A 12577-nucleotide genomic window follows, 5' to 3' on the forward strand; every position below is an offset into this window, starting at 1 on the left:
GTTATTGTCATCTTTATAATAAACAAATTACTTTTTGAGCCACCAAAAGTTAAATACTGACCAACTGTTGGCATTATGCCAGGAAGGAAAACAATCTGCTCAGTTCGAGATATACAACCGCTATCATCAAGCGATGTATAACACAGCACTGCGGATTGTAAAAGACGCTTACGAAGCCGAAGATGTGATGCAGGAATCATTTTTAAACGCATTTACCAAACTGCACTCCTTTAAAGGCGAAGTAATGTTTGGTGCCTGGCTTAAGCGAATCGTCATCAATAACAGTATTCAGCATTACAGAAAACAACAAAAGAATGCTGAAGTGGAACTTGAAGATGTGATGTACAGGGTTGAAGACAAGAATGATATTGATCCTGACCATGAGTTGACCAACATAAAGGCTCAAAAAGTGTTGCAAACCATGAAGATGCTGAAGGACAATTACAGAATGGCTTTGACCCTTCATCTCATTGAAGGATATGACTATGAGGAAATAGGGAACATCATGCAAATAAGCTATGCCAATTGCAGGACGACCATTTCCAGGGCTAAAGAAAGCTTAAGAAAAAAATTACAAACCAATGCTTATGATACAGAAAGATAACATCGATGAGCTTTTTGATGGACTGAAAGGCCAATGGGACACCGAAGTACCGGCTACAGGACACGAAGCACGGTTTTTGGACAAACTCAACGCACAACAAGGCACGGTTTCCATAAAGACCGGAAAATCCAAAACCTCTTTTTGGAGAAACCTCTCTATTGCGGCTTCTGTTGCTGTATTGTTCACCATAGGAATTCAAATTTTTAATTCCATGGGGGAGAAAGCAGAAACCACTCCTAATAATATTAAAGAAACCAAATTCTATTTTGCTTCCCTGATCGAAAAGGAAATGGAGAAGATAGAGGCAGAAACTACACCCGAGACACAACACGTTGTAGCCGATGCCATGGAACAAATTAAAAAACTGGAAAAAAATTACGCAGAACTGGAAAACGATCTGGCGGAAGAAGGAAACACCAGACAAATTCTAAATGCCATGATCATCAATTTCCAAACAAGAATCAACCTCCTGCAAGAGGTCTTGGATCAGATAGAAGAAATTAAACTCTTAAAACACCCTCAAAATGAAAATCATATTGTATAAAATTACGCTATTATTTTTGTGTGCACCTCTTCTCTGCCCGGCTTATAGCCCAGGATGGGGTGGCAAATACACCAAGGAAAAGAAGATCAACAAAGAATTTTCGGTAAACGCCAATGCGCTTCTGAAAATAGACAACAGCTACGGAAATCTGCATATTACTTCTTGGGATGAAAACAGGACCGTGATCGAAGTCCACATCAAAACCAATAGCAACAGTGAAGAAAAAGCACAAAAAAAGCTAGATGAAATCGATGTTCAATTTCAAGCATCAAGTTCAATGGTTTCGGCAAAAACGATCTTTGAAAAAAGCAACTGGAGCTCCGGATGGTTCAGTTGGTTCACCAATGACAATGTCAGCATGGAAATCAACTACACCATAAAAGTTCCCGTTGGCAACAGTGTTGAATTGGACAATGATTACGGTGGAATCTATTTGGATGAAATCAACGGAAAAGCAACTATCAACTGTGATTACGGCCGTATAGAAATTGGAAAACTGAATGCAAGTAACAATGTCCTCAACTTCGATTATACCTCAAAATCGACCATCGGTTATATAAAAAGTGGACAAATCGATGCCGACTATTCCGGGTATGTTATTGAAAATGCAGGAGATTTGTTAATCAATGCCGATTATACCACATCTGAAATAGTCAATGTAAAAAATATTGAATATTCCTGTGACTACGGAAGTATCAAGATCGGTAACGCTACAAACATCAAAGGTGATGGTGATTACCTGAGCACACGTTTTGGAACCGTTCACGGTAACCTTGAGCTGGATTCAGACTACGGATCCATTAAAATTGAAGAATTGGCTGCCGATGCAAAAAATGTGAAAATAATAAGTGACTATACCGGTATCAAAATAGGTTACAACAGCAATTATCATTTCAATTTTGAAATCGAGTTGAGTTATGCCGGCTTAGGCGGCGATATTGATTTTGAATATCAAATCAGCAGGGAAAAATCAACAAGTAAATATTATCAAGGACGCTACGGCGGCGAAACCACCAATAAACTGTATATCGATTCTGATTACGGTAGTGTGAACTTCAATAAAAAACCATAAAATCAAAAACAAATGAAAAATCTAATCTTAGCCTTAATGGCCATAGCTGCTACAACTTCCATCAATGCACAATGGTTTGGCAGCAAAACAGTAAGGGGAAACGGAAATGTAACCACTATCGAGAGAAACACAGGGGATTATGATCAAGTGAGTGTTGCCGGTTTCTTTGATGTCGAACTCGTGAGCGGGACTGAAGGGGAAATCACTATTCAAGCTGAAGAAAACTTGATTCCTCATATTATTACTGAAGTAGACGGCAATAACCTTAAAATCAAAACAGAAAAAGGATATAATTTAAATCCAAGTTATAACAAACAAGTACTCATCATTGTCCCTTTTGAAGATATCTCCGAAGTAAACCTAGCTGGTTCCGGTGATGTGGTGACCAAAAACACCATTAAAAGTTCGAGTTTTAAAGCGAGTTTATCAGGTTCGGGAGATGTTCTCCTGAATATTGAAGCCGAAAATATAAAAGGGAATGTTTCCGGCTCCGGCGATCTGTCCTTTTCCGGTACAACCACACATTTTAAATGTAGTTTAGCAGGGTCGGGCGATATTGACGCTAAAAACCTCAAAGCTGAAAATGTAGAAGCTTCTTTATCCGGTTCGGGAGACATTGAAGTGTATTGCAGTGGAAATTTAAAAGCCCGTGTTGTCGGTTCAGGAGATATAGACTACTACGGCAACCCTACCAAAGAAGATTCAAAAATTGCCGGATCTGGCGATATATCGCGAGGGTAATACTAACCAATTAAACTTTTAAAATAGCCTAATAGAAAGAGGATGCTTTTTGGCATCCTCTTTATTATTATTGTTGATTTATTCCAAGTCTAATTTGCATCCCAAAAGATCCGATCCAACAAAGTCACAGAAGGGACATTTTCCCCATTTCTGCTTATCTCATTATCCGGATAAGGTACTCTTCTTATAAACTGACCATTCAAATCAGAATTCAAATTAGCAGGCAGGTCCATGTCTTTATATTGATAGTCAAACCGTCTTGCATCGTTCCAGGTTTCCGGATGTAGGAACAAAGCGACCCATTTTTCCTTAAATATATCATTCATGGTAAATGCCGCTTCCCCCATGCTTACACTAGGGTCTGCCAGATATGCATCAATTTCTGTCTGAGCCACTTCGAGCATTTCCATATGTGCGGTAATACCATCCAAATAAGCTTGATATGACCTTGCTTTGTCCACACTAAATGCTGCTTCGGCCTCAATGAATTTTTGCTCACTATAGGTTGCTATTAAAATAGGAGAGTCAAAAGTGGTATAAAATTGATCTTCTATTAAAGTCGATCTTTCTCCCTGCTCAGCAGCATTACCTCTTCCGGCTCCGTTAACCGTGCCAACAAATTCATCATCATCGGTTGTCCCTACCATCAATGCCAATCTGGGATCGATTGTAGGATATGAAGTACCGTCTAATGCTTGAATGAATTGCTCTGAAATCCATCCTCCCAGCAAAAGATTCGCATTTCTTCTGGCTACATTTGCCCATGGGTTGATATCTTGTTCGAAAAAATTCACCATGGCATCGTCATCGTTTGATTGAAATCCGTTATCAACTGCCTGTAATATTTCAGAAGCACTAGCCCCGGTATGTACCATATAACGTGCTTTAAGCATATTTCCAAGCGCCATCCATTTTGATACATCTCCTTGATAAATGAAATCATCATCCCCCATGGAGACCGTAGTCTCTTGTTGTAGGTTGGCAATTCCTTGATTCAAAAAGTCCATAATCGTGGTATACAGTTGCTGGTCATCGTCAAAGGCGGGAGTAACTGTTTCGAAAGTAAAACTTTCAGTAAAGGGCATATCCCCAAAAATATCAACCCCCATTGCTAAGTTAAAAGCCATTAATATTTGAGCGGCTCCTGTATAATGATTGGCTCCTTGTTCTTCAGCCTTTTCAATAATCACCGTCAAATCAGTCATTACATTGTAAAGACGAAACCATGTATTATCGTTACTGATGGGTTCCATAGTATCTGAAGAACTGGCTGGGTTTGGTGATGCCAAATACTGCACATAATTGGATGTGATATCTGCTACCCGATACACATTTAATGCAGATTCATAAGTACTGTTGATCATCAGACCGGAAATGGGAGCATCCTCCGGGCTGTTCGGGTTCTCATTTACATCCAGATACGAATCACAGGAGAGTATCGTAAAAACCAACACTAAACCTGTATATTTTATTATTTTATTAGTTATTCTCATCATTCTTGTTTTTATAGTCCAAAATTCAACGTTAGAAAATAGCTCTGCGTTCCGGGATATCCAAGGCCTGTAAAACCTACGGCATTTCCTCCGGCTCCGGCAGAGAACGATTCAGGGTCAAAACCATCCCAAGGAGAATATAAAATGATATTGTTTACTGAAAATGCTGCCCGCAGGGAGGTAAATGGCAATCTGGAAAGTATCCTGTCGTCCAAGTTATAGGCCAATGACACATTCCTAAGTTTTATAAAACTGCCATCCTGCACAAAATTTTCACTCACTCCCCTATAGGCATTTCTCCAGTATCCTGCACCATAGTCCCTACCATCAGGTCCCACACCTTGTCCGAGCCATACCTCTTGGGTATTTGGCGATCCATCGGCAAGTACACCATCAAAAACACGGAAATCATTTCTTGCCAAGCTGTACTTATTTTTACCAAAGGCAGATAGAAAATTATCAAACTGATTGTATTGATCTACATCTGCTCTGAAATCGATCAAAAAATTTAATTCAAAATTTTTGTAACTCAACTCGTTTTTGAGTCCCCCAATCCATTTCGGAATAGCATTACCAAGTATAAGTTGATCACCATTTCTTACCGGAAAACCATCATCTCCAATGACTACAGGTAAGTCCTCTTGAAGAAAAATAGATTCCTCGTCTGGTCCATATCGCTCATAACTCGAACCGTATATATTACCATAAGCCTCTCCTTCGATCAACTTCATGGTTACTGTACTACCAACATATCCAAACTGACTTCCTACAACAATTTCATCGATACCTTCCCTAATGGCTTTTACCTCGTTGTTATTCATGGACAGGTTGGCCGTAGCCGTCCAGTTAAAGTCTTCACTACGGATAATATCTACACCTAGCACCGCTTCAAATCCACTGTTCTCAATCTCACCCGCATTAGTTATATAAGATGAAAAACCTGTAGCATCAGAAATCGGAACCGGAAAGATCATGTGTTCACTATTGGACTTATAATATGCTATGTCTAAGTCTAAACGACTATCAAAAAATGATAATTGAGTACCAAACTCAATGGAAGTTGTCAATTCCGGTTCTAATCCAGGATCACCAAACGAGCTATTTCTACTAAAGCCTACTTGCCCACCTAAAGGAAATTGATCCGGAGCAACAAAAGTTGCTCCCAGAAGGTGAGGATCAGTATCCTTACCCACTTGCGCCCAGGAAGCCCTTAACTTCCCAAAGGTAAACCATGTAGGCATGTCTAAATGTTCTGTAAATATATAACCCAAATTGATCGATGGATAGAAAAATGAGTTATTATCCTTGGGCAAGGTTGAAGTAATATCATTTCGACCCGTTAGGTTCAAGTATAAATACTCCTTGTAGTTTAACATCAAATCACCGTAAAAACCAACCAGTCTTCTTATACTTTTGCCTTGGCTGGTAAATACTTGATTGGTATTGTTAAGATTGTAAAACTCTGGGATAACAAAGTCGGAACCTGTGGAGTTAAGTCTGTCATATTTCCTTTCAAATATATCGTTCCCCAGCCTTAAGGTGGCAGTAAGATCATCACCAAACTTATTGTTCAGGGTAATGTAAAAGTTGGAAGTAATATCCCGTCTGTTTATCCGTGTCTCTTCTATAAAGCCTGTAGAACTCAAGGGGTTTTCACCATCAATCCCTTTAGGTCCTGGGGTGATCTCAGTCCTTGAATCACTATAAAAATCGGTACCAATACGATAAGAAAGGGTCAACCAATCAATAGGACTATAACTAAAGTTCAGGTTTCCTATGATTCTGTTTACGTCATCTTTATATGTACTAAAACGAGCATCATAAATAGGGTTGGTGTTACCATAGGTCCTCATCGTTCCGTCTTCATTTATATAGTCACGAACATCTTGGGTCTCTGCCCAATACATCATTCTTTCCATAAATCGATCGTGTGGCACTCTGTTACCCCCCGAATTTGAAAAGTTGATGGAACCACCAAAACTAAATTTATCACTCGCAGTAACAGTTCCTGAAATTTTAGCCGTAGTACGATCCCAATCACTAAAAGGGATAATCCCTTCCTGATCAAAACGTCCTAAAGAAGCATAAAAGGTCGCTACATCTCCCCCTCCTGAAACACTCAAGCTGTGGTCGGTCTGCACCCCTGTATTAAAAGCACGGTTCCAATTATCTTGATATTTATGCCCGGGTTCAGTCTGTGCAACCTCATCAATAGGTGCCCCCCAGCTCGGCCAAAAACTTGTGGGATCGTATTCACCACTAAAACCTTGACCGTACTGTTTTTGTAATTCCGGCAAGCGGTTTAACTCTTCAAAACCTACAGAAGTATTCAGGTTAATTTTTACGCGTCCTTTTTCTCCTTTTTTGGTCGTGATGATTACTGCCCCGTTTGCTGCCCTTACACCATATAGTGCAGTTGCGGCAGCTCCTTTTAGTACGGACATGGATTCGACATCGGCCGGATTGATATCTGCTGCCCTGTTTGAAAGTCCACGAGGAGTATTAGGGGATTCAACGGTAGAGTTGTCTACCGGCACCCCGTCGATTACAAAAAGTGGTTGATTGTCAGCACTTGGGTTCAGTGAGTTGATCCCCCTAATGACAATCCTTGCGCTTTGTCCGGGCGCACCACCGGAATTAGTGATCTGTACCCCGGCAACCTGTCCTTGCAGGGAACTGACAAGGTTACTCTCCTTTGTTTCTGTAATAGATTCGGCATCGATACTCTGAGCAGCATAACCCAATGCCTTTTTCTCTTGTGAAATACCAAAAGCAGTGACTATAACTTCACCCAACTCTTCTGTACTTTCAGAAAGCCCTACATTTATTGTAGTTCTGCCCTGAACGGTCACTTCCTGTGATGAATAGCCAATAAATGAAAAGACAAGCTCTCCGTCGTCAGGTACATTGTTAATGGTATAATTACCGTCAAAATCGGTAGAAGTACCATTGTTTGTTCCTTTTAAAATCACAGCTACTCCCGGTAACGGAGATCCGTTATTGGCATCGGTTACTGTACCTGTAATAGTTTTGTCCTGCGCCACTAATGATTGGGACACCAGCACAAATGCTAAGACCATTAAAGGTAATAGTTGTTTGAACATAGATTTAAATTTTTTGGTTAGTAAATTAATTCTATTACATATCTATAATATTTAGTGACTAGAAACTTTTAAAAAGCTTCTTGCAAAAAACAATGCTTTTTGTTGTCAAAAAGCATTGTTTTATAGATATTTAATTAATAAAATCTGTTATAAAAATACATTTTTAAAGTTATATTTGTGTTAAAATTAACAAAATAGCCTTAAATTTTTTAAAAACATAATATTCCACCATATAAATTGACCATTTAAAAAATATCTGTTGTTCAAATTTCGAATATGATTATTTAAGCTATTTGATCGAACTTTTTTAAACAATAAAGCCAGCTTGAAATTTTTCAAGCTGGCTTTATTGTTAAGTTTATTCTTCTTCTACCTTCCTAAGCTTCTACTTCTTCTTTACTTTCTACAGAAGCGAGATAGCGTTCAGCATCCAAAGCAGCCATGCAACCTGTTCCGGCGGCCGTAACAGCTTGTCGGTATTCTTTGTCTTGTACATCACCACTGGCAAAAACACCAGGTTTATTGGTCTTGGTAGATTTTCCTTTTGTGATAATATAACCGGTATCATCCATATCCAATTGACCTTTAAAGATATCGGTGTTGGGTTTATGTCCGATAGCTATAAATAAACCGGTTACTTCTATTTCCTCTTTTTCTCCGGTTTGATTGTTTACCATACGTATACCTTCTACCACTTGCTCTCCAAGTACTTCATCAATCTCCGTAAAATATTTTACTTCAAGATTAGGCGTATTTTCCACCCGGTGCTGCATAGCTTTAGAAGCTCTCATTTCTCCCTTTCTTACCAACATGGTCACTTTTTTACAAATATTGGCCAAATAAGTACCTTCTTCAGCAGCAGTATCTCCACCACCAACAATAGCTACTTCTTGACCCTTGTAGAAAAATCCGTCGCAAACAGCACAAGCAGACACACCTCCACCTCTTAATCGTTGCTCACTTGGCAAACCAAGGTATTTAGCTGTAGCCCCTGTAGAAATAATAACTGTTTCGGCTTCTATCGTGGTTTCATTATCGACCACGGCTTTGTGGATTCCTCCGTGTTGCTCACTAAATTCGACTGATGTGACCATTCCCATACGCACTTCCGTCCCAAAGCGCTCGGCTTGACTTTGCAATTGCAACATCATGGTCGGACCATCTATTCCTTCCGGATATCCGGGGAAATTATCCACCTCTGTTGTTGTTGTTAATTGCCCTCCGGGCTCCATTCCTGTGTACATAACTGGTTTCATATCGGCTCTGGCCGCATAAATGGCAGCTGTGTAACCCGCAGGCCCTGAACCTATAATCAAACATTTGATTCTTTCTATTTTTTCAGACATGATATCTCCTTATCTATTTTATATAACAAAAGTAGGTTTTTTAACAAAAAGCTTACACAGAAACCTATGAAAAGTTATTATCAAACAATAAACAAACGCTATAGGCTTAAAATGCTTTAAAGTATTTACAAAAAATTTTAATTATATTATTATTATTCGTAAATTAACATAAGAAAAATTATTAATATCATAAACAAAAGACGTCATGAAAGCAATATTTTACCCTTTAGTAGTTGTTTTTGCGCTTGTTTTCCTTTCCGGTAGTCCAAGAGAATATTCTTACGATAAATCTCTTGAAGGTACCTGGGAACTTATAAATCGATATACATACGACGAAAACACTGTGACGGACACGATTCATAACACCAATGGATATAGACAGATAAAAATGTACAGCAAAAACAAGGTGATGTGGACTCGTTTTGTCCCGAAAGACTCTGTTGAATGGTTTGGATATGGATCCTATTACACCACAAAAAACTCTTTAGTAGAAACACTTGAATACGGTTCGGCCTCTATGATGAAAATTATAGACACCATGCGTGTTTTCTCGTTTAAACTGGTCATAGAAAAGGATTATTTCAGTCAAATAACAGTCGATGACGAGGGAAATAGTATTTTTTCTGAAAATTATAAGCGGATCGAGTAAATTGTGATTCTTCTCACTTCCCACTATAATGTTCTTCCGGTAGACTCCGTAATGTCTCCGCAGCTGCTTCTGCCGTAATATCCCGTTGTGGATATGCAAACATTTCATATCCCACCATAAACTTCTTCACCTCTGCTGAACGCAATAAAGGCGGATAAAAAGACATATGAAAATGCCATTCCGGATGCTGTTTCCCATCTGTGGGAGCTTGGTGAATCCCCGATGAATAAGGAAATGATGTTTCAAAGAGATTATCATACATAATGGCCAACTTCTTGATCATTTCTGCATAGGATTTCTCTTCTTCACTATTCAACATCCCTATATGCTGATAATGTTTTCGCGGAACGATCATCGCTTCATAGGGCCAGACTGCCCAATACGGAATCAACGCCACGAAATGTTCATTCTCAATCAATATACGTTCCTTCAACTCCAATTCCTGCTCCAAATAGTCCTGCAACAGACTTTTTTTGCTTGAATCCCAATGGGCTTTTTGCTGATTTTGTTTCTTTCGCACTTCCTGCGGAATGGAAGACTGCGACCATATCTGTCCGTGCGGATGTGGATTACTACATCCCATAATCGCTCCTTTGTTTTCAAAGATCTGGACATAATTGATATTTGATTCTGATCCCAATTCACGATATTCTTTTTTCCAGAGCTTCACTACATCGGTTATGGCACTTACTTCCATAAGCGGTAGCGTCAACGCATGATTTGGAGAAAAACAAACCACCTTACATATCCCTGCTTCACTTTCAGCCTTCAATAATCCATTAGTATAGGTTTCATGAGGCACGTTGGGCAATAAAGCCGAAAAATCGTTCACAAAACTATGAGCTCCCTTATAATCCGGGTTTGTATCTCCACTTGCCCTTTGGTTTGTAGGGCACAAATAGCAATTCGGATCATAGGTTTCCTTTTGTAATTCGCTTTTCTTATCCTTTTTCCCTTGCCACGGACGCTTGGTACGATGTGGAGAGACCAATATCCATTCCCCGGTTAAAATGTTATACCGTCTGTGTGGTGTGTCCTTAAATGTATTTGCTTTACTCATTTTTTTGAAACTCCTTTACTTATGTTTACTTCAATTGGGGCTAGTTCGATACCAAATTTTTCTTTATAAGCCTTTGATACCTTTTCGATATAGGATTTAACATGATCTTGGTGTATCAAATTGATAGTACATCCACCAAAACCGCCACCCATCATACGAGATCCCAACACATAGTCACGATCTTTGGAAAAATCAACCAGGAAATCGAGTTCGTCACAACTCACCTCATACAAATGCTTGAGTCCCTCGTGTGATTCATACATCAATTTTCCGAATAAACCAAAAAACTCATCCTCAATCGCTTCAGCAGCCATTAGCGTACGTTTATTCTCCTGAACAACATATAGTGCACGATTATAAACCTTTTCAGGCAGTTCATTTTTAAAACTCTCAACCACATCAACAGGGACATCTGCTAAAAATTTATATTCGAAATGCTTTTTGTTTATAACCGCCAGGGCTTCATCACATTCCTTGCGTCTTGTGTTGTATTCGCTACCTGCCAAATTATGGGACACTTTGGTATTCAAAAGCACCAATTGATATGGGGAAAATTCTGATTTTATAAGTTTATAGTCAAGTGTTTGGCAATCCAACAATATTAAATAGTTCTTCTCCCCTTTCACTACTGAAAACTGATCCATGATCCCGCATTTGGTACCCACATATTCATGTTCAGCATCTCTGGACAGCGTGATGATCTCTTCCTCACTCAAGCCGATGGAAAACAAGGTATTCAATCCGGTCGCAATCCCACATTCCAATGAGGCAGACGAGCTCAACCCTGAACCAATGGGTAAACTGCTTTCGACAATACAGTCAAAACCTTTGACACTTTTTGGTTTTATTAAATGAATATGATGAATCACCCCCAGAATATAATTGTGCCATTCCGTATTACTGGGTGATATATTACTTAATTCTGCAGTGAAACCCGTTTCGTAATTTTTTGACCAAACATTGATGGAATCAGAATTGTTTTTCCTAAATAGAAATCTGACTTTTTTGTCTATGGCAGCAGGCAATACATAGCCACCATTATAGTCTATATGTTCACCTATTAAATTGATTCTTCCCGGAGCTTCAATGACAAGCTCTTCTTTAAAATCTTCCAAATTTATCCGGTTTTCTTGTCTATTAACGGATTGCGTTGTATTTTTCAAAAATTCCAATTTTGAAAACAAAAATAATAAAAGTATTTTTTACCATTATTGTTTTTCGTAAAATTTTTTAATTTAATAACATTTCAAGCTTAAAATGACTAACAAAACCGTTGATTTTTACAGCAAAGCTGCAAAGATGCATGTCGCAACCGATTGTATCGTGTTCGGGTTTAACACAGGAGAATTGAAATTATTGATTTTTAAACGTAGGGTTGAACCCCATAGTGGCGATTGGTCACTTATTGGTAGTTTCGTACAGGTTGATGAAGATGTGGATAATGCAGCCCGAAGGGTGCTTAAAGAGATCACCGGTTTGGACAATGTTTTCTTTGAACAATCAAAAACTTATGGAAAAGCTGACAGGGACGAAGGTTCGCGCTGTATTTCGGTGGCACAGTTCGCTTTAATCAGAATCGAAGAGTATGACAAAAAGCTTACAGAAAAACACGGGGCTTATTGGTATAGAATTCAAGACCTTCCAAAATTGGTTTTAGACCATGACCAAATGGTAATCGATGCTTTGGAAATATTGCGGCAACGGGCCAAACACCAACCTATTGGTTTTGAATTACTTCCCGAAAAATTTACCATTCCCCAGCTTCAAAGTCTTTATGAGGCCATCTATCAACGGAGCTTAGATCCCGGGAATTTCAGGAAAAAAGTACTGTCATTCAAAGTCTTGATAAAATTGGATGAAAAAGACAGGAGCTCTTCCAAAAGAGGAGCACATTATTATACTTTCGATCATGAAAATTATAAAAAATTATTGCGCTCCGGTTATAATTTTGAGGTGATATAACG

At 38.9% G+C, this 12577-nt stretch carries 11 protein-coding genes; 6 read left to right on the forward strand and 5 right to left on the reverse strand.

Annotated elements, in window-relative coordinates:
- The first annotated feature begins 34 nt into the window (after positions 1–34).
- Genes OOZ15_RS04435 through OOZ15_RS04450 form a run of 4 tightly spaced genes read left to right on the forward strand, consistent with a single transcriptional unit; the run spans position 35 to position 2961 of the window.
- Positions 35–604, forward strand: coding sequence for an RNA polymerase sigma factor (locus tag OOZ15_RS04435; protein WP_265954639.1), 570 nt, complete (start codon positions 35–37; stop codon positions 602–604).
- On the forward strand, positions 588–1148 hold the full coding sequence (locus tag OOZ15_RS04440) for a hypothetical protein (RefSeq protein ID WP_265954642.1): 561 nt from the start codon (positions 588–590) through the stop codon (positions 1146–1148). Before OOZ15_RS04435 ends, OOZ15_RS04440 begins: the two co-directional genes overlap by 17 nt.
- Positions 1129–2220: a DUF4097 family beta strand repeat-containing protein gene (locus tag OOZ15_RS04445; RefSeq protein ID WP_265954644.1), complete on the forward strand. Its 1092-nt coding sequence runs from the start codon at positions 1129–1131 to the stop codon at positions 2218–2220. The genes OOZ15_RS04440 and OOZ15_RS04445 overlap by 20 nt, the downstream gene beginning before the upstream one ends.
- Before the next feature lie 12 nt (positions 2221–2232).
- Positions 2233–2961, forward strand: a complete 729-nt coding sequence (locus OOZ15_RS04450) for a head GIN domain-containing protein (RefSeq protein ID WP_265954645.1) — start codon at positions 2233–2235, stop codon at positions 2959–2961.
- 89 nt (positions 2962–3050) lie between these two features.
- On the opposite strand, the gene OOZ15_RS04455 is transcribed toward OOZ15_RS04450, so the two are convergent.
- The 3 genes from OOZ15_RS04455 to trxB form a co-directional block, all read right to left on the reverse strand.
- Positions 3051–4457, reverse strand: a complete 1407-nt coding sequence (locus tag OOZ15_RS04455; protein ID WP_265954647.1) for a SusD/RagB family nutrient-binding outer membrane lipoprotein — start codon at positions 4455–4457, stop codon at positions 3051–3053.
- An 8-nt stretch (positions 4458–4465) separates the two neighbouring features.
- Positions 4466–7558, reverse strand: a complete 3093-nt coding sequence (locus OOZ15_RS04460) for a SusC/RagA family TonB-linked outer membrane protein (protein WP_265954649.1) — start codon at positions 7556–7558, stop codon at positions 4466–4468.
- Positions 7559–7935: 377 nt separating this feature from the next.
- Positions 7936–8904, reverse strand: a complete 969-nt coding sequence (gene trxB, locus OOZ15_RS04465) for a thioredoxin-disulfide reductase (protein ID WP_265954651.1) — start codon at positions 8902–8904, stop codon at positions 7936–7938.
- A gap of 205 nt (positions 8905–9109) precedes the next feature.
- Here trxB and OOZ15_RS04470 point away from each other — a divergent pair, with 205 nt between their 5' ends.
- On the forward strand, positions 9110–9553 hold the full coding sequence (locus OOZ15_RS04470) for a hypothetical protein (RefSeq protein ID WP_265954653.1): 444 nt from the start codon (positions 9110–9112) through the stop codon (positions 9551–9553).
- 13 nt (positions 9554–9566) lie between these two features.
- Here the strand turns inward: OOZ15_RS04470 and OOZ15_RS04475 are convergent, their stop codons facing one another.
- Positions 9567–10613, reverse strand: a complete 1047-nt coding sequence (locus OOZ15_RS04475; RefSeq protein ID WP_265954655.1) for a UDP-glucose--hexose-1-phosphate uridylyltransferase — start codon at positions 10611–10613, stop codon at positions 9567–9569.
- A complete protein-coding gene (gene galK / locus OOZ15_RS04480) occupies positions 10610–11776 on the reverse strand; it encodes a galactokinase (protein WP_265954657.1) in 1167 nt (388 codons plus the stop codon). Before galK ends, OOZ15_RS04475 begins: the two co-directional genes overlap by 4 nt.
- 94 nt (positions 11777–11870) lie before the next feature.
- Here galK and OOZ15_RS04485 point away from each other — a divergent pair, with 94 nt between their 5' ends.
- Positions 11871–12575 (forward strand): NUDIX hydrolase, encoded by a 705-nt coding sequence (locus OOZ15_RS04485; protein WP_265954659.1) that lies wholly within the window; start codon positions 11871–11873, stop codon positions 12573–12575.
- Positions 12576–12577 lie beyond the last annotated feature (2 nt).

This window comes from Galbibacter kalidii (genome assembly GCF_026241135.1).
In the GTDB taxonomy this organism is placed as follows: domain Bacteria; phylum Bacteroidota; class Bacteroidia; order Flavobacteriales; family Flavobacteriaceae; genus Galbibacter.

Excerpts from the sequence above, each read along its gene's own strand:
- OOZ15_RS04485 (WP_265954659.1), top strand. The coding sequence starts at position 11,871 with ATGACTAACAAAACCGTTGATTTTTACAGCAAAGCTGCAAAGATGCAT.
- trxB (WP_265954651.1), bottom strand. The coding sequence starts at position 8,904 with ATGTCTGAAAAAATAGAAAGAATCAAATGTTTGATTATAGGTTCAGGG.
- OOZ15_RS04460 (WP_265954649.1), bottom strand. The coding sequence starts at position 7,558 with ATGTTCAAACAACTATTACCTTTAATGGTCTTAGCATTTGTGCTGGTG.
- OOZ15_RS04455 (WP_265954647.1), bottom strand. The coding sequence starts at position 4,457 with ATGATGAGAATAACTAATAAAATAATAAAATATACAGGTTTAGTGTTG.
- OOZ15_RS04475 (WP_265954655.1), bottom strand. The coding sequence starts at position 10,613 with ATGAGTAAAGCAAATACATTTAAGGACACACCACACAGACGGTATAAC.
- OOZ15_RS04445 (WP_265954644.1), top strand. The coding sequence starts at position 1,129 with ATGAAAATCATATTGTATAAAATTACGCTATTATTTTTGTGTGCACCT.
- OOZ15_RS04450 (WP_265954645.1), top strand. The coding sequence starts at position 2,233 with ATGAAAAATCTAATCTTAGCCTTAATGGCCATAGCTGCTACAACTTCC.
- OOZ15_RS04440 (WP_265954642.1), top strand. The coding sequence starts at position 588 with ATGATACAGAAAGATAACATCGATGAGCTTTTTGATGGACTGAAAGGC.
- OOZ15_RS04470 (WP_265954653.1), top strand. The coding sequence starts at position 9,110 with ATGAAAGCAATATTTTACCCTTTAGTAGTTGTTTTTGCGCTTGTTTTC.